Here is a 16,758-nt window from a genome sequence, read left to right as displayed (position 1 = left end):
CGCGCTGTGGTCAGGGCGCCGGGCAAATGGGATCAAACGATCTACCACCATACGCACCTCACCCCCCGCAAAGCAAATGCTCCCCCCGACCGCCCCTCCCCGCCCGGCCCGCCCACCCCTCAGGCGTCCCACTCCACCTGCGGCGACACCGGTGAGGACAGCGAGGAGACCCCGGCCCCCGACTCGGACGCGTGCGCGGCGTCCGACGACTTCTGGGAGAACTTCGGCGGGGCCTGCGGCACAAGCGGCGACGGGCCGGACGCGTGGACACCGCCGCTCGGCGACGCGGAACCGCCGGACGGCCCGCTCGGCGGCGCGCTCGGCGAGCCGGAGCCCGGCGCGCTGGGCGGGGACGACGGGCGGCCGGGTCGGGACGGCGAGGGCTGCGCGGGCCCCGACGGGCCGTCCGTGCCGGGGGTCCCGCCATGGGCCGGCCCCGGCTGCGGGCCGGACGGCCGGGCCGGCGGGGGCGTCTTCGACACCGAGGCCGACGCGGACGGCACCGCGCTCGGCGACGCCCCGGCATCGCCCTCGCGGCCCGTCCCGGCGTCCCCGCCCGCCGGCCTCGCGGGCCCGCCGTGGCCGGTCCGCCGCGAGCCGTTGCCCCGCCCGTCGGCGGCCGACCCACCGGGGCGGGCGGCCTTCCCCTTCCCGTCGCCGGGGCGAGCGACGCTGCCCGACGGCGCGGGATGCCCGGGGTCACTGACACTCATGCAGCCGGCCAGCGAGGCGGCCAGCGCGGAGACGGTCACCGCCGCGACCGCGAACCGCGCCCTCGCGCGCACGGGCGGCGGGGGCGCCGGCGCCCTGGCGGTGGTCGGGTCGGCGTCGGACGACGGGCGAGGGGGCATCGGGTGCACGGGCGGGACCTCCGGATCCGGAGCGCAAGGACGGCGTCGACGCCCTGCCCAACTCCCGCCCCCCGCTTGAGGACACGCGGCGGCGGACACACCCGCCCAGACCGCCCGCCGGCCCCCCGTGGTGCGCCCGTGCCGGCCCCGGCGTCCCTCAGCCGTAGCCGAGCGCGTGCAGCCGCGCGTCGTCGATGCCGAAGTGATGGGCGATCTCGTGAACGACCGTCACCTCCGTCTCCGCGACCACGTCTTCCTTGGTGTCGCAGATCCGCAGGGTCGGCCCCCGGTAGACGGTGATCCGGTCCGGCAGGACACCCGCGTACCACTCGCCGCGGTCGGTGAGCGGGGTCCCCTCGTAGAGCCCGAGCAGGTCGGGGTCGTCGGCCGGGGGCTCGTCCTCGACGAAGACCGCCACGTTGTCCATGAGCCGGGTCAGCTCCGGCGGGATCCGGTCCAGCGCCTCGGCGACCAGTTCCTCGAACTCCTCGCGCGTCATTTCCAGCACGCCACCATTGTCCGCCACCGCTCCCCGTCGCCGGGCGCACGAGCGGAGCCGCCCCCTCCCGCATAACGGACGGCACAGCGGGCATAGGGGACCAATGGCCCGCGCCGCGCGCTCCCGGACATCACCCCCCGACCCGCCAGGCCGCCCCCGCCTCCGTCTGCCCGGCCCCCGCCGCCGCCCCGCCGTACGCGACCGGTCCGGCGCCGCAGGACGGCCGCCCACCGCCCTCCGCCGTCGCACCCGCCGTCCGGCCCCGGACAGCACCCTCGCGCCGCCCGCGCGCCCGTACACCCGGGCCCTCGGCCTGCTGGCCGTCAGCCTGCTCGGCGCCTGGCTGGGGCTGTTGCTCCTCGGCGGCGTCCGGGCGCCGGTCGGCCCGATGGACACCACCATGGCGCTGCGCCCCGCGCTGACCGGCGGCACCCGGATCACCGTCCCGCCCCTGGGCGACCTCGAACTGGACAGCCACCGCGCCCCCGTCCGCCTCGACGTCGCCGTCGACCGGCTGGACCCGGTCCGCTCCGCCGCGCTGGTCGACCACCCGGAGCGCTTCGCCGGACTCCAGCAGCAGGTCACCCGCGACGTGCTGCGCGGCGCCGCCGGCCTGGTGGTGACCTCCTGCGCCGCGGTCGCCGGCGGCGCCACCGCGCTGGGCCTGGTCGTCTACCGCCGCCCGCGGCGCGCCCTGGCCGCCGGCGGCCTCGCGCTGGCCCTGCTCACCGCCTCCGGAGCCGCCGCGTACGCCACCTGGAACCCCAAGTCGGTGCTGGAACCGCGGTTCTCCGGGCTGCTCTCCTCGGCCCCGTCCGTGGTCGGCACGGCGCGCAGCATCGTCAGCGAATTCGACGTCTACCAAAAGGAGTTGGCGCGCCTGGTCACCAACGTCAGCAAGCTCTACGACGCCGCCTCGACGCTGCCCGCCTACCGGCCGGACCCGACCACCCTCCGCGTCCTGCACGTCTCCGACATCCACCTGAACCCGGCCAGCTGGCACATCATCGCCTCCCTGGTGAAGCAGTACCGGATCGACGTGATCATCGACACCGGCGACACCATGGACCACGGTTCGGCCGCCGAGAACCACTTCCTCGACCCGGTCGCCACCCTCGGCGCCCCGTACGTGTGGGTCCGCGGCAACCACGACTCGCGCACCACCCAGCGCTACCTGACCGGCCGCCGGCACGTCACCGTCCTCGACGACGGCCGGGTCACCCAGGTGGCCGGGGTGCGCATCGCGGGCGTCGGCGATCCGCAGTTCACCCCGGACCGCTCGGTGGTCGCGGCCGGCGACGCGGCCGAGCGCACCGCCGGCGGCCGGCTCGCCGACGCGCTGCGCACCCAGCGGCTGGCCGGCACCCCGGTCGACATCGCGCTGGCCCACAACCCGGCCGCGGCGGCGGAGGCGGACGGCCTGGTCCCGCTGGCCCTGGCGGGCCACCTCCACCAGCGCGTGATCAGCACGCTCCCCCAGGGCACCCGGCTGATGGTCGAGGGCTCCACGGGCGGCGGCGGGCTGCGCGCCGTCCAAGACAAGCAGCCCGCGCCCGTCCAGGCGTCGGTGCTCTACCTGGACCGCACCACCCGACGGCTCCAGGCGTGGGACGAGATCACGCTGGGCGGGCTGGGGCTGACGCGCGCCGAGGTCAGCCGACACCTGCCCCGCGAGAACCAGCCCGGGGCACCGGGCGGCACCCCGTCCCCGGGCCCGTCGGCGACGCCCTCCGACCGGCCCGGGTAAACCGTTTTGGCGAACGGTCCTCCCATCCCATATGCTTCTCACGTCCCCGACGGGGCCGGCAACGGCACCAAGGCGGGCCATCAGCCCTCATCGTCTAGTGGCCCAGGACGCCGCCCTTTCAAGGCGGTAGCACGGGTTCGAATCCCGTTGGGGGCACGCACCACCGTGTGCGAGACTGGTTCACGCCACTCGCACAATGCAAGGTCCTGTGGAGCAGTTTGGAGTGCTCGCCACCCTGTCAAGGTGGAGGCCGCGGGTTCAAATCCCGTCAGGACCGCTGCGGCTGGGTAGCTCAGTTGGTACGAGCGTCCGCCTGAAAAGCGGAAGGTCGCCGGTTCGACCCCGGCCCCAGCCACACCCATTGGGAGAAGGTCCCGGTTCGTTTACGAACCGGGACCTTCTTCATTTCCCGCTCTCGTCTCCCGCCGCCCGGGAATCTCCCGGCGAAAATCTCCGCGCGGGTTTTTTCTCTTCAGGGTTCTCTTCGGGGGGCTCTTCGGGAAGCCGCTCCCGTCGGCGTGCGGGGCGGGACCGGCCGCCTCAGGCGCCGGCGGCGTGCGCGGGGGCGGGGGCCGGTTCGCGGCCGCCCGGGTGGCGGTGCCGCCCGATCCAGAAGACCGTGCAGGAGACCGCCGACCAGCCGGCCAGCACCAGGAACGGAAAGGCGTGCTGGTGACCGCCGAAGTAGACCGCGGTGTGCTGGGCGTTGACCGAGGCGCCGGGCGGCAGCCAGCGGCCGATATGGCCGAGGACGGACGGGAGCAGCGGCCAGGAGACCGCGCCGCCGGACGAGGGGTTGCCCAGGAGGACCATCAGGCCCCAGGTGGGGATCATCGCCCAGCGGCCCATCAGGGTGTTGAACATCGTGAAGACCATGCCGGAGGTGAACATGGTCAGCGCGAGGATCATCCAGGACTCGACCAGCGGCAGCCGCAGCGCGCCCAGCCACCAGTCGGCCACCGCCACGATGGCGAAGCCGCCGAGCAGGGCGTAGGCGACGGTGAAGGCGATCCTCTCGGCCGGATTGAGGTCGCGGGCGTGCACGCTGAGCTGGATGGCGCCGACGAAGCCGATGATCACGGCCGCCAGGGAGATGTAGAAGAGCGCCAGGCCACGCGGATCGCCCCGCTGCAAGGGGTTGATGTCCCGGACCGTGACGCGCACGCCGGTGGCCGGGCCGACCTTGGCGGCGGCCTCGGACAGCAGTTGGGCGACCGACGCGCCCGAGGCGCCGGACACGTCCAGTTCCATGCCGGTGCCGCGGGCCCGCAGCACCGCGAACTCGCGCTGGTCGTCGACGGCGTTCCGGGCGTCGGCGTAGGTGGCGTACCCGGTGAGCTGGAGGGGCGCGGCCAGGGCCCGCTCCATGCCGGCGACGAAGGTCTGCTGCTGCGGGGCGGCGGGAGCGACCACGGCGGTGGGGATGCGCCGGGGGGTCGGGTTGGCCATCGCGTAGGTGTAGGAGCCGGCGAAGAGGCCGGCCGCCGCGGCGAGGATGAACATCAGGACGACCGCCGGGAGGAACGGCGATCTCTTGAAGGCGGCCCAGTGCTCCGACCAGGTCCGGGGCCGGCCGTGCGCGCCGTGCGGGACGGCGTCACCTTCGTGATCACGCATGGGAAACACGCTAAGCCAGCGATGTCGGACATACCGCCCGAGGTCTCGCCTGCCGGCCGCCGGGGCCCTCCCGACCGGTGAGAGCCCCTCCCGGCGGGCCCGGACGGCGGCGCCCGGACCGCCGCCGACCCGGCCGGCCGGGATCCGCCCAGGTGGGGAGCTGGTCCGGCCGCCGCCGTGAAATGGTTCGCCAGTCTTTTCCGCGAGGTGAGATCCTGGGGGACGTATGTCCAGTCAGCCTGCCTCCGCCCTGTCCGACGGTGCCGCCCCCACGCTGCCCTCCCTGCTGAAGCGACTTCCCGAGCTGATGCTGCGCGACCAGCAGCGGCTGGGGCGCCGGATCGACGGCGCGCGCCGGATCCGCAAGCCCGAAGCCCGGGCGGCGGTGCTCGCCGAGATCACCGCCGGCCTCGACGAGGCGGAGCGGCGCGTGGCGCAGCGGCGCGCCGCGATGCCTGCGGTGAGCTATCCGGAGGAACTCCCGGTCAGCCAGAAGAAGGACGACATCCTGGCGGCCATCCGCGACCACCAGGTGGTGATCGTCGCGGGCGAGACCGGCTCCGGCAAGACCACCCAGATCCCCAAGATCTGTCTGGAGCTGGGGCGCGGCGTCCAGGGGCTGATCGGGCACACCCAGCCGCGTCGGATCGCGGCCCGTACGGTCGCCGAGCGGGTGGCCGAGGAGCTGAAGACGCCGCTGGGCGAGGCGGTCGGCTGGAAGGTCCGCTTCACCGACCAGGTCGGCGACGACACCCTCGTCAAGCTGATGACGGACGGCATCCTGCTCGCCGAGATCCAGACGGACCGGGAGCTGCGCCAGTACGACACGATCATCATCGACGAGGCGCACGAGCGCAGCCTCAACATCGACTTCATCCTGGGCTACCTGGCGCAGCTGCTGCCCAGGCGCCCGGATCTGAAGATCGTCATCACCTCCGCGACGATCGACCCCGAGCGGTTCTCCCGGCACTTCGGGGACGCGCCGATCGTCGAGGTCTCCGGGCGGACGTACCCGGTCGAGGTGCGCTACCGGCCGCTGCTGGAGGAGGGCGGTCAGGACCCCGATCGCGACCAGATCACCGCGATCTGCGACGCGGTGGACGAGCTCCAGGCCGAGGGCCCCGGCGACGTCCTGGTCTTCCTCTCCGGTGAGCGGGAGATCCGCGACACCGCGGACGCGCTGAACAAGAAGAACCTCCCCGCCACGGAGGTGCTGCCGCTCTACGCCCGGCTGTCGCACGCCGAGCAGCACCGGGTCTTCCAGCGCCATACGGGCCGGCGGATCGTGCTGGCCACGAACGTGGCCGAAACCTCGCTGACCGTCCCCGGCATCAAGTACGTGATCGACCCGGGCATGGCCCGGATCTCCCGGTACAGCTTCCGCACCAAGGTGCAGCGGCTGCCGATCGAGCCGGTGTCGCAGGCCAGCGCCAACCAGCGCAAGGGCCGCTGCGGCCGGACCAGCGACGGCATCTGCATCCGGCTGTACTCGGAGGACGACTTCCTGACCCGCCCGGAGTTCACCGACGCGGAGATCCTCCGGACCAACCTCGCCTCCGTCATCCTCCAGATGACCGCGGCCGGCCTCGGCGACATCGAGAAGTTCCCGTTCATCGACGCGCCGGACCGCCGCAACATCAAGGACGGCGTCGATCTGCTGCGCGAGCTGGGCGCGCTGGACACCGCGCAGCAGGACACCCGCAAGCGGCTGACCCCGCTGGGCCGCAAGCTCTCCCAGCTGCCGGTGGACCCGCGGCTGGCCCGGATGGTGCTGGAGGCGGAGCGCAACGGCTGTGTCCGCGAGGTCATGGTGATCGCGGCGGCGCTGTCCATCCAGGACCCGCGGGAGCGGCCGTCGGACAAGCAGCAGCAGGCCGACCAGCAGCACGCCCGCTTCAAGGACGAGGCGTCGGACTTCCTGGCGTTCCTCAACCTCTGGGGCTACGTCCGCGAGCAGCAGAAGGCGCTGTCCTCGTCCGCCTTCCGCCGGATGTGCCGATCGGAGTTCCTGAACTACCTGCGGATACGCGAATGGCAGGACATCTATTCGCAGCTGCGGACGGTCGCCAAGAGCATGGGCGTCCACCTGAACGAGACGGACGCGGCGCCGGAGCACATCCACACGTCATTGCTCTCCGGTTTGCTTTCGCACATCGGACTGAAGGACACGGACGCCAAGAACGAGTACCTGGGCGCCCGCAGCGCGAAGTTCGCGGTGTTCCCCGGCTCCGCGCTCTTCAAGAAGCCGCCGCGCTGGGTGATGTCCGCGGAGCTGGTCGAGACCTCCCGGCTGTGGGCGCGGGTGAACGCCCGGATCGAACCGGAGTGGATCGAGCCGCTGGCCCAGCATCTGGTGAAGCGGAACTACAGCGAGCCGCACTGGGAGCAGAAGATGGCCGCGGTGATGGCGTACGAGCGGGTGACGCTCTACGGCGTCCCGATCGTGGCCCAGCGCAAGGTCAACTACGGGCGGATCGACCCCGAGGTCTCCCGTGACCTGTTCATCCGGAACGCCCTGGTGGAGGGCGACTGGCGCACCCACCACCAGTTCTTCCATGACAACCGCAAACTCCTCGGCGAGGTCGAGGAGTTGGAGCACCGCGCCCGGCGCCGCGACATCCTCGTCGACGACGAGACGCTCTTCGACTTCTACGACCAGCGGATCCCGGCGGACGTGGTCTCCGGAGCGCACTTCGACTCCTGGTGGAAGAAGCAGCACCGGGAGGACCCGGACCTGCTGAACTTCGAGCACTCGATGCTCATCAACGAGTCCGCCGAGGCCGTCACCAAGGACGACTACCCGGACTCCTGGCGGCAGGGGAAGCTGAAGTTCAAGGTCACCTACCAGTTCGAGCCGGGCGCGGACGCGGACGGCGTGACCGTCCACATCCCGCTCCAGGTCCTCAACCAGGTCGCCTCCGAGGGCTTCGACTGGCAGATCCCGGGCCTGCGCGAGCAGTTGGTGACCGAGCTGATCCGTTCACTGCCCAAGCCGATCCGCCGCAACTACGTCCCGGCGCCGAACTTCGCCGCCCGTTTCCTGGACACCACCGTCCCCCTCCAGGGCGCCCTGACGACGTCGCTGGCCGCCGGCCTGCAGCGGATGGTGGGGGTACCGGTGGAGGCCGCGGACTTCGACCTCGCCAAGGTCCCGGACCACCTGAAGATCACCTTCCGGGTGTACGACGCCGCCTCCCAAAGCGGCTCCGCCGCGGGCCGCCGCAAGCTCGCCGAGGCCAAGGACCTGGAGGCGCTGCGGCTCCAGCTGAAGCCGAAGACCCAGGCCGCCATCTCCCGGGCCTTCGAGCAGGCCGCCGAGCGGCCCGGCAAGGACCGCAGGGGCGGCCGGCGGGAGACCCCGCTGGCCGGTCCGGAGCAGCGCACCGGCCTGACGTCCTGGACGGTCGGCACGCTGCCGCGCACCTTCGAGACCCGACGCGCCGGCCAGCCGGTGAAGGCGTACCCGGCGCTGGTCGACGAGGGCAGCAGCGTCGCGGTGCGGCTCTTCGACACCGAGGCCGAGCAGGTGTCGGCCATGTGGGCCGGCACCCGCCGCCTCATCCTGGCGGGCATCCCCACCAACCCCGCCAAGTTCGCCCAGGACAAGCTCAGCAACCAACAGAAGCTGGCGCTCTCCCGCAACCCCCACGGCTCCATCGCGGCGCTCTTCGAGGACTGCGTGACCGCCGCCGCGGACCGGCTGATCGCGGCCCGGGGCGGCCCGGTGTGGGACGAGGAGTCGTTCCGCAAGCTGTTCGACGCGGTGCGGGCCGATCTGGTGGAGGCGACGCTGAAGACCATCCAGCAGGTGCAGGAGGTGCTGGCCGCCTGGCAGGCGTGCGAGCGCCGGCTGAAGGCGACCGCCTTCCCCTCGCTGCTGCCGTCGCTGGCGGACGTCAAGGAGCAGCTGGCCGCGCTGATCAAGCCGGGCTTCGTGACCGCGCACGGCACCAAGCGGCTGCCGGATCTGATGCGCTACCTGGTCGCCGTCGACCGCCGCCTGACGCAGCTGCCCACCAACGCCGAACGGGACCGCAGCCGGATGGCGAAGGTGAAGGAGATGCAGGACGAATACGCCTGGCTGCTGGAGCAGTTCCCCCAGGGGCGTCCGGTGCCGGCCGCGGCCCGGGAGATCCGCTGGATGATCGAGGAACTCCGGGTGAGCTACTTCGCGCACGCCCTGGGGACGGCCTACCCGGTCTCCGACAAGCGGATCATGAAGGCGGTGGACGCCGCGGCGCCGTAGCGCCGACCCGGTCACCGGGGCGGCAGCCGGGACCGAGTTCGACCGCACCCCCTGACCTGCTGTACAGTCTTGCTTCGCAGCCCGCCGCAAGCGGGAGGCACAAAGCAAGGTCCTGTGGAGCAGTTTGGAGTGCTCGCCACCCTGTCAAGGTGGAGGCCGCGGGTTCAAATCCCGTCAGGACCGCATTTCACGGCCCGCACCGTTCTCCGGTGCGGGCCGTTGCGTTATCCGGATGCGCGGGCCCTACGGCCGGCGGACCCGGTACGGGGTGGCCCGAAGGTGCGGGCTGGGGCGGACGGCCATCTTGACGACGGCACCTGCCGCCGGTACTCACTCAGCAGAAGGCGTGGGGCCGGGAGGTGGCGTGCGATGACGACCGCGGTACGGCACGAGACCAGGGCGCTGCTACGCGCACATCTGTCGGCGGCCCTGCGATACGGCTACCGGCATCGGACCCACCACTGCCCCGTCTGCCATCAGCTGCTGCGGCTCGCCATGGAGCCGCACGGCGCCCGCTCCGGGCCCGCGGCGCCCCCGGCCGCCCCGACCCCCTCCCGGGCCGCCTGCGAGCCGCCGGCGGAGGACGAAAGTCCCGCCGGCGGGTGACCAAGGACGCCTGCGCCACCGGGCCCGGGGTGGAAGGCTGTTGAGAGAAGAGCGGCGGGAAGGCGCTATACCCCAGCGCCGTTCACCCTTCAAGGACCCCGTGATGTGACGGGAGTCACCGAACAAGTTTCGCGGGATGGGGAACTCACCACCCCCCTTCCGCTCGTCAATTTAATATGTGCAATTGCACCACCCTCACGGCATTCCGAAACAAGGTCGCCAGGTCCGGCCTGACGGGCCCTCTCAAAGCCCCTGAAGGCGCCCTGGCGCCCCTACCGGGGTCGGTAGGCGCCAGGGTGGCCCAAGCGTCGCGAGCGGCCCGGGAGCGGCCGCACACAAAAAGAGATCGCGCCGGACCCGGCGGAGTCCAGCGCGATCGATGACGTACCCGTGTGAAGTGGGTGTGGGACCTGTTGGGGCAGGCACCGCGTCGTATGAGCTCTGTTGGAGCGTGGTGAAGCAGGTGGAGCTGTGGCGCAAAAACGGGCGTTTCCGGGTTGGGGGGCCCGAAAACAGCCTGGTTATGCGGTTATTCAGGACTCGCTGCGCTGCTGCGGGATACCCGCGAGCAGTGCGCGGACCTCAGCCTCGCGGTAACGCCGGTGTCCTCCGAGCGTGCGGATGGACGTGAGCTTGCCTGCCTTGGCCCAGCGGGTCACCGTCTTCGGGTCCACGCGGAACATCGTGGCAACCTCGGCGGGGGTAAGCAGCGGCTCGGCGTCAGGGGTGCGAGCGGTCATGAGCGGCCTCCTCGGGAGAACCGAACCATCACGGTTCTTTCCTCTAAATTCTGCACCTTGACCCACGTTGCCCGAAATGGCGGACGCGGGCCGAGTCGGTTATAGGACGAACGGCTTGTCCTCGGCACTACAACTACACCATCTGTCCAGCCACGTCGGCCAAACCGATGGAATTGCCCTCTCAGGTGTTCAACCTTGGCGGATGCCGATGGACCGTGCCATAGCGGACAGTCACACCCCCGTGACGATCAGTCACAACGTGACCAGCCGCCATGAGACCCCTCAAGGAGCGCAATACCGATCTATCCGCCCTTAGTTGGACGGAAGGAGCCCAAGTCAGGCTCCTTGTCCTATTTTGGCACGAGGGTGCACCTTGGGAGCAAGACCCGAAGTCAGTGCTTTAGGTCACGCTTGGGGCAATAGCCCGGATCGGGACCTACGTCCCGTACGCCCGGCCTGCGGGATCTCCGCGGCCGGCAACTCCGTCCCGGACCCCCGGCGTTCAGCTGGAGAACTGGCGTTCGCGCATCACACGCCACCGCTGCGCGAGCTTCTCGTACGCGGCGTCGGCCCGCTCGCCGTCCCCCTCGCGCAGCGCCGCCAGCCCCTCCGCCACCTCCGCGACGGAACGGTCCTCGGCGAGCCGCCCCTCGGACACCGCGTGCACCAGCCCTCCGTAGTCCAGCTCCACGAGCGAACGCGGATGGAACTCTTCGAGCCAGCGCCCCACATCTACCAGGCCGTCGATCAGCGGCCCCTCTTCCAGGGCATCCCGAAGCGTACGCAGTCCGCGCGCGACCCGTCGACGCGCCTGCGCCATCGGCGTGCGGTAACGCAACAGAGCCCCGGGGTCACCCTCCGCATACTCCCGCTCGGCGTCGTCGAAGAGGACGAACCAGCGCACCGGGACGTGCCAGGTGGCGGCGCGGATCCACGGCCGGGCGTCCGGGTTGCGCTCGCGCCACCGCTCGTAGTCGGTGGCCGCCTGCCGGCGCACCACCGGGGGCAGCGCGGCGTCCAGCACCGAGGCCGGCAGCAGCTCCTCCAGGCCCTGGAGCGCCTGCCAGCCGCGCAGCCGGGTCCGCCAGGGGCAGACGCAGGTCACGCCGTCCACGACGGCGACGAAGGCGTCCCCGCTCTCGTGGACCGGCACCGGCACCGGCGGCGTCGACAGCAGGTCGGCGAGCGCCCGGCGCTGCTCCTCGACGGCGGTGGGGGTCTCCTCGCGCCGGGCGTAGCGCGCCCAGTAGGAACGCTCCGGCTCGGGGAACGCCGCCAGCGGCTCGTAGACCCGCAGATACGCCACATACGGGACCCGTACCGACGACGCCACGGCCACGCCCGCCCTCCAAAGGAAAGTCCACCGCGCGGAGTTGCCTGCCCCCGCCCGGCCCGGATACGGCAGATCGTCCCACGCCCGTCCCCCGGGAGAGGGTGATCCTCCCGACCTGACCGATCAACCCGCCCTCCAGGATCTACGCTCGTCCCAACCGGCCCTCCCCACCCTCAGGAGGGCGTCCTTCGCGACTATGGGAGTCACCACCGTGACCGACGTACGTCCTGCCCCTGCAGATGCCGCCGGCGGCGTGCTGCAGACCCTGTTCCGCACGGAGCAGGGCGGCCACGAGCAAGTCGTTCTCTGCCAGGACCGGGCCAGCGGCCTCAAGGCCGTGATCGCCCTCCACAACACCGCCCTGGGCCCCGCCCTCGGCGGCACGCGCTTCCATCCCTACGCCTCCGAGGACGAGGCCGTGCTGGACGCCCTGAACCTCTCGCGCGGCATGTCGTACAAGAACGCCCTGGCCGGGTTGGACCACGGCGGCGGCAAAGCGGTGATCATCGGCGACCCCGAGCTGATCAAGACCGAGGAACTCCTGCTCGCCTACGGCCGGTTCGTGGCGTCCCTCGGGGGCCGCTACGTCACCGCGTGCGACGTCGGCACCTACGTCGCCGACATGGACGTGATCGCCCGGACGAACAGGTGGACCACCGGGCGCTCGCCGGAGAACGGCGGCGCCGGCGACTCCTCCGTGCTGACCGCCTACGGCGTCTTCCAGGGCATGCGGGCCTCGGCCCAGCACCTGTGGGGCGACCCCACGCTGCGCGGCCGGAAGGTCGGCATCGCGGGCGTCGGCAAGGTGGGCCACCACCTGGTCGAGCACCTCCTCAAGGACGGCGCCGAGGTCGTGCTCACCGACGTCCGGGCCGAGTCGGTGGACCGGATCCTCGCCCGGCACCCCCGGGTGACCGCCGTCGCCGACACCGACGCGCTGATCCGCACCGAGGGCCTGGACGTCTACGCGCCGTGCGCCCTGGGCGGCGCGCTGAACGACGTCTCGGTGCCGGTGCTGACCGCGAAGGTGGTGTGCGGCGCGGCCAACAACCAGCTCGCGCACCCGGGGGTGGAGAAGGACCTGTCGGACCGCGGCATCCTCTACGCCCCGGACTACGTCGTGAACGCCGGCGGCGTGATCCAGGTGGCCGACGAACTGCACGGCTTCGACTTCGACCGGTGCAAGGCCAAGGCCGCGAAGATCTTCGACACCACGCTGTCGATATTCGCTCGTGCGAAGGCGGATGGCATTCCGCCGGCCGCCGCCGCCGACCGGATCGCCGAGGCCCGGATGGCGGAGGCGCGTCACACCTGACCGAACCCGGTCCACGTGGCCGGAAACACACCCTTGTGCGGCCCCTGGCGGGTGGTTGGCGAGACATCCCTCACCACCCGTCGGCGGGTCGCCGTACAGGACAGGTTAAAATCGCAGTTGACCAGCGTGGACGGGGCGCCGCGCCGGTCGTGCCGAGCGGTGGGTGATGCGGGCGACGTACCGTATGGCCGCGGAAGCAGGTACCGTTAAAGCCCTAGGGGCCGGTCTCTCTTTTGAGAGCCCGCTCTGAATCATGAACGCGTGTCAAGACTCTGGGGCCGACGAGCCCCGTCACTGAGGGGGTCGACCCATGGGGCGCGGCCGGGCCAAGGCCAAGCAGACAAAGGTCGCCCGCCAGCTGAAGTACAGCAGCGGTGGGACGGATCTCTCGCGACTGGCCGACGAGCTTGCATCGCAGTCGAACCAGCAACCTCCGAACCGAGAGCCGTTCGAGGATGACGAGGACGACGACCCGTACGCGCAGTACGCAGAACGCTACAACAGCGAAGACGACGAGGACGAGGGTCACTCCTCCCACCAGCGTCGTCGCGCCTGACACTTCTGCGCGCTCGCGGGGCTGATAGCACCATCGAGAACCCGGTCCAGGGAATCCCCCGGACCGGGTTCTCTGCTGCGCGCGGGGCCACCGGGCCGGTGCCCCCGCGCGGCGGCGGTGTCAGCTCGCGTAGTCACCGGTGAGGGTCACTGCCTCCGCGTGATCGCCCCGCTCGACGATCTCGCCGCTGACCCAGGCGTCCACGCCGCGGTCGGTGAGGGTGGTCAGGGCCACGTCCACCGACTCCGGCGGGACGACGGCCATCATGCCGACGCCCATGTTCAGGGTCTTCTCCAGCTCCAGGCGCTCCACCGAGCCGGCGGTGCCGACCAAGTCGAAGATGGCGCCCGGCGCCCACGTGGCGCGGTCGACGGTGGCGTGCAGGCCGTCCGGGATCACCCGGGCCAGGTTGTTGGCCAGGCCGCCGCCGGTGATGTGCGAGAAGGCGTGCACCTCGCTGGTGCGGGTGAGGGCCAGACAGTCCAGCGAGTAGATCTTGGTGGGCTCCAGCAGCTCCTCGCCGAGGGTGCGGCCGAGCTCGGGGACCTCCTGGTCCAGGGACAGTCCGGCCCGGTCGAAGAGGACGTGGCGGACCAGGGAGTACCCGTTCGAGTGAAGTCCGGAGGACGCCATCGAGATCACCACGTCGCCCTTACGGATACGATCCGCGCCCAGCACCCGGTCGGCCTCGACCACACCGGTGCCGGCGCCGGCGACGTCGAACTCGTCCTCGCCCAGCAGGCCCGGGTGCTCGGCGGTCTCGCCGCCGACCAGCGCGCAGCCGGCCAGCACACAGCCCTCCGCGATGCCCTTGACGATCGCCGCGACCCGCTCCGGGTAGACCTTGCCCACGCAGATGTAGTCGGTCATGAACAGCGGCTCGGCGCCGCAGACGACCAGGTCGTCGACGACCATGGCGACCAGGTCGTGGCCGATGGTGTCGTAGACGCCCATCTTGCGGGCGATGTCGACCTTGGTGCCGACGCCGTCGGTGGCCGAGGCCAGCAGGGGACGCTCGTAGCGCTTGAGCGCGGAGGCGTCGAAGAGACCGGCGAAGCCGCCGAGACCGCCGACGACCTCGGGGCGGGTGGCCTTGGCCACCCACTTCTTCATGAGGTCCACGGCGCGGTCGCCGGCTTCGATGTCGACACCCGCGCTCGCGTAGCTGGCACCGGTTGATTCAGCGGACATGGCTGAGAACTTTCGTTTGGGTGGGTACGAGCTCTACGGGCGACGCAGTGCGTCAGCGCCGCCGACCCCCGCAGTGAGCGTCCGGACGCCGTCCACGTCGGACGCGGCCGGGGCCTTGGTCTCGGACTCCAGAAGGTGCTTCCCCAGCAGCTCCGGGTCCGGCAGCTCCATCGGGTACTCGCCGTCGAAGCAGGCGCGGCACAGCTTCGGCTTGTCGATCGTGGTCGCCTCGATCATGCCGTCGATGGAGATGTACGCCAGCGAATCGGCGCCCAGCGACTTGCCGATCTCCTCGACGCTCAGTCCGTTGGCGATCAGCTCCGCGCGGGTGGCGAAGTCGATGCCGAAGAAGCACGGCCACTTGATCGGCGGGGACGAGATCCGGATGTGGACCTCGGCGGCGCCGGCCTCGCGCAGCATCCGGACCAGGGCGCGCTGGGTGTTGCCGCGGACGATCGAGTCGTCGACGACCACCAGGCGCTTGCCGCGGATGACTTCCTTGAGCGGGTTGAGCTTGAGGCGGATGCCCAGCTGGCGGATGGTCTGCGAGGGCTGGATGAAGGTCCGGCCGACGTAGGAGTTCTTGACCAGGCCGGAGCCGTAGGGGATGCCGCTGGCCTCGGCGTACCCGACGGCGGCCGGGGTGCCGGACTCCGGGGTCGCTATCACCAGGTCCGCGTCGGCGGGCGCCTCGGCGGCCAGCTTGCGGCCCATCTCGACCCGGGAGAGATAGACGTTGCGGCCGGCGATGTCGGTGTCCGGGCGGGCGAGGTAGACGTACTCGAAGACGCAGCCCTTGGGGCGGGCCTCGGCGAAGCGCGAGCTGCGCAGGCCGTTCTCGTCGACGGCGATCATCTCGCCGGGCTCGATCTCCCGGATGAAGCTGGCACCGCAGATGTCCAGGGCGGCCGTCTCGGAGGCCACCACCCAGCCACGCTCCAGGCGGCCGAGGACCAGCGGGCGGATGCCCTGCGGGTCACGGGCGGCGTAGAGGGTGTGCTCGTCCATGAAGCACAGCGAGAAGGCGCCCTTGACCTTCGGCAGGACGCGCGGCGCGGCCTCCTCGACGGTCAGCGGCTTGCCGTCCTCGTCGACCTGTCCGGCCAGCAGCGCCGTGACGAGGTCGGTGTCGTTGGTGGCCGCTACCTGGGTGGCCCGGCCGCCCTCGCGGGGCAGCGCGGCGACCATCTCGGCCAGCTCGGCGGTGTTGACCAGGTTGCCGTTGTGGCCGAGCGCGATCGATCCGTGCGCGGTGGCGCGGAACGTCGGCTGGGCGTTCTCCCACACCGAGGCACCGGTGGTGGAGTAACGGGCGTGGCCCACGGCGATATGGCCTTGGAGGGAACCGAGGGAAGTCTCGTCGAAGACCTGGGAGACCAGGCCCATGTCCTTGAAGACGAGGATTTGGGAGCCGTTGCTCACCGCGATGCCCGCGGACTCCTGTCCACGGTGCTGCAGCGCGTACAGCCCGAAGTAGGTGAGTTTGGCGACCTCTTCTCCCGGGGCCCAGACACCGAAGACGCCGCAGGCATCCTGGGGGCCCTTCTCACCGGGGAGCAGGTCGTGGTTGAGTCGTCCGTCACCACGTGGCACGCACCAGAGTCTAGGGCAGGTCGCTGATTCATCCGAACCGGGGATGGCCGCCGAGCTGGAGGAGTGCATGAACGGGGCGTTAAACCCGCTTGACGTGCCCACGACCGTCCGACGGGGTTTTCTGCCCGCGCAGACCCCGCAGCCCTTGGCGCGCCTGGGGTGTCACCGGGTGCCCCGCCGCGCGCCGCGCCTCGTGCGGCGCCGCCGTGCCGACCTCGGCCGGATGGCCGGCGCGATCCGTCACCGCGGGTGAGCGTGATGGCCGCGGGCCGCGCCTGATGCCGTGCCGAAGCCTCTGAGCTGCGCTTTCACGTTTCCGCCCGGTCTTCCGCCAGGGACTCTCCAGGAACTTTGTCGGCTTACGCCCGTAATGTCGGATGTCCTGTCGGTGTGAGATGCGCGACGTTCCGCCGCCCGCCCGTTCTCCCGCCGTCCCCGGGCGCCGATGCCCGGCATCACGGTCA

At 71.4% G+C, this 16,758-nt stretch carries 12 protein-coding genes and 4 tRNA genes; 10 read left to right on the top strand and 6 right to left on the bottom strand.

Annotated elements, in window-relative coordinates; genetic code table 11:
* Window positions 1-6 precede the first annotated feature (6 nt).
* A complete protein-coding gene (locus MOV08_RS22715; protein ID WP_275308681.1) occupies window positions 7-930 on the top strand; it encodes a hypothetical protein in 924 nt (307 codons plus the stop codon).
* A 78-nt stretch (window positions 931-1,008) separates the two neighbouring features.
* On the opposite strand, the gene MOV08_RS22710 is transcribed toward MOV08_RS22715, so the two are convergent.
* Window positions 1,009-1,359 (bottom strand): metallopeptidase family protein, encoded by a 351-nt coding sequence (locus MOV08_RS22710; protein ID WP_039635044.1) that lies wholly within the window; start codon window positions 1,357-1,359, stop codon window positions 1,009-1,011.
* A gap of 94 nt (window positions 1,360-1,453) precedes the next feature.
* Here MOV08_RS22710 and MOV08_RS22705 point away from each other — a divergent pair, with 94 nt between their 5' ends.
* From MOV08_RS22705 to MOV08_RS22690, 4 genes are all read left to right on the top strand, one after another.
* A complete protein-coding gene (locus MOV08_RS22705) occupies window positions 1,454-3,097 on the top strand; it encodes a metallophosphoesterase family protein (RefSeq protein ID WP_039635042.1) in 1,644 nt (547 codons plus the stop codon).
* A gap of 83 nt (window positions 3,098-3,180) precedes the next feature.
* Window positions 3,181-3,253: transfer RNA gene (locus MOV08_RS22700), tRNA-Glu, on the top strand.
* A gap of 46 nt (window positions 3,254-3,299) precedes the next feature.
* A tRNA-Asp gene (locus MOV08_RS22695) sits at window positions 3,300-3,374 on the top strand.
* Window positions 3,375-3,378: 4 nt separating this feature from the next.
* A tRNA-Phe gene (locus MOV08_RS22690) sits at window positions 3,379-3,452 on the top strand.
* Window positions 3,453-3,637: 185 nt separating this feature from the next.
* Here the strand turns inward: MOV08_RS22690 and MOV08_RS22685 are convergent.
* Window positions 3,638-4,714, bottom strand: coding sequence for an ABC-2 transporter permease (locus tag MOV08_RS22685; protein WP_275308680.1), 1,077 nt, complete (start codon window positions 4,712-4,714; stop codon window positions 3,638-3,640).
* Between the two features lie 226 nt (window positions 4,715-4,940).
* Here MOV08_RS22685 and hrpA point away from each other — a divergent pair, with 226 nt between their 5' ends.
* From hrpA to MOV08_RS22670, 3 genes are all read left to right on the top strand, one after another.
* On the top strand, window positions 4,941-8,960 hold the full coding sequence (gene hrpA / locus MOV08_RS22680; protein WP_275308679.1) for an ATP-dependent RNA helicase HrpA: 4,020 nt from the start codon (window positions 4,941-4,943) through the stop codon (window positions 8,958-8,960).
* 108 nt (window positions 8,961-9,068) lie between these two features.
* Window positions 9,069-9,143: transfer RNA gene (locus MOV08_RS22675), tRNA-Asp, on the top strand.
* Window positions 9,144-9,329: 186 nt separating this feature from the next.
* Window positions 9,330-9,566 carry a DUF6274 family protein gene (locus tag MOV08_RS22670; protein ID WP_039635037.1) on the top strand — a complete coding sequence of 79 codons (237 nt, stop codon included), beginning with the start codon at window positions 9,330-9,332 and terminating at the stop codon, window positions 9,564-9,566.
* Between the two features lie 533 nt (window positions 9,567-10,099).
* Here MOV08_RS22670 and bldC read toward each other — a convergent pair.
* Both bldC and MOV08_RS22660 read right to left on the bottom strand, forming a co-directional pair.
* The gene (bldC, locus tag MOV08_RS22665; RefSeq protein WP_003980577.1) at window positions 10,100-10,306 is read right to left on the bottom strand and encodes a developmental transcriptional regulator BldC; all 207 of its coding nucleotides are present in this window, start codon (window positions 10,304-10,306) and stop codon (window positions 10,100-10,102) included.
* Between the two features lie 502 nt (window positions 10,307-10,808).
* Entirely contained in the window at window positions 10,809-11,645 is an 837-nt protein-coding gene (locus tag MOV08_RS22660; RefSeq protein WP_275308678.1) for a DUF8083 family protein, read from the bottom strand.
* Between the two features lie 190 nt (window positions 11,646-11,835).
* On the opposite strand from MOV08_RS22660, the gene MOV08_RS22655 reads away from it, so the two are divergent.
* Both MOV08_RS22655 and MOV08_RS22650 read left to right on the top strand, forming a co-directional pair.
* Window positions 11,836-12,954: a Leu/Phe/Val dehydrogenase gene (locus MOV08_RS22655; RefSeq protein WP_275308677.1), complete on the top strand. Its 1,119-nt coding sequence runs from the start codon at window positions 11,836-11,838 to the stop codon at window positions 12,952-12,954.
* Window positions 12,955-13,264: 310 nt separating this feature from the next.
* On the top strand, window positions 13,265-13,510 hold the full coding sequence (locus MOV08_RS22650; RefSeq protein ID WP_039635030.1) for a DUF3073 domain-containing protein: 246 nt from the start codon (window positions 13,265-13,267) through the stop codon (window positions 13,508-13,510).
* A gap of 120 nt (window positions 13,511-13,630) precedes the next feature.
* On the opposite strand, the gene purM is transcribed toward MOV08_RS22650, so the two are convergent.
* Both purM and purF read right to left on the bottom strand, forming a co-directional pair.
* The gene (gene purM, locus MOV08_RS22645) at window positions 13,631-14,701 is read right to left on the bottom strand and encodes a phosphoribosylformylglycinamidine cyclo-ligase (RefSeq protein ID WP_073446417.1); all 1,071 of its coding nucleotides are present in this window, start codon (window positions 14,699-14,701) and stop codon (window positions 13,631-13,633) included.
* 33 nt (window positions 14,702-14,734) lie between these two features.
* Window positions 14,735-16,294, bottom strand: a complete 1,560-nt coding sequence (gene purF / locus MOV08_RS22640; protein WP_039635026.1) for an amidophosphoribosyltransferase — start codon at window positions 16,292-16,294, stop codon at window positions 14,735-14,737.
* Window positions 16,295-16,758: the final 464 nt, after the last annotated feature.

This window comes from Streptomyces yunnanensis (genome assembly GCF_029011865.1).
Lineage (GTDB): Bacteria > Actinomycetota > Actinomycetes > Streptomycetales > Streptomycetaceae > Streptomyces > Streptomyces yunnanensis.
The sequence above is the reverse complement of the archived record's forward strand: the minus strand, read 5'-3'. Positions and strand labels throughout refer to the sequence as shown.

Coding starts and splice junctions, on each gene's coding strand:
- MOV08_RS22650 (WP_039635030.1), top strand. CDS start 13,265: ATGGGGCGCGGCCGGGCCAAGGCCAAGCAGACAAAGGTCGCCCGCCAG.
- MOV08_RS22685 (WP_275308680.1), bottom strand. CDS start 4,714: ATGCGTGATCACGAAGGTGACGCCGTCCCGCACGGCGCGCACGGCCGG.
- hrpA (WP_275308679.1), top strand. CDS start 4,941: ATGTCCAGTCAGCCTGCCTCCGCCCTGTCCGACGGTGCCGCCCCCACG.
- bldC (WP_003980577.1), bottom strand. CDS start 10,306: ATGACCGCTCGCACCCCTGACGCCGAGCCGCTGCTTACCCCCGCCGAG.
- MOV08_RS22655 (WP_275308677.1), top strand. CDS start 11,836: ATGGGAGTCACCACCGTGACCGACGTACGTCCTGCCCCTGCAGATGCC.
- MOV08_RS22705 (WP_039635042.1), top strand. CDS start 1,454: ATGGCCCGCGCCGCGCGCTCCCGGACATCACCCCCCGACCCGCCAGGC.
- purM (WP_073446417.1), bottom strand. CDS start 14,701: ATGTCCGCTGAATCAACCGGTGCCAGCTACGCGAGCGCGGGTGTCGAC.
- MOV08_RS22670 (WP_039635037.1), top strand. CDS start 9,330: ATGACGACCGCGGTACGGCACGAGACCAGGGCGCTGCTACGCGCACAT.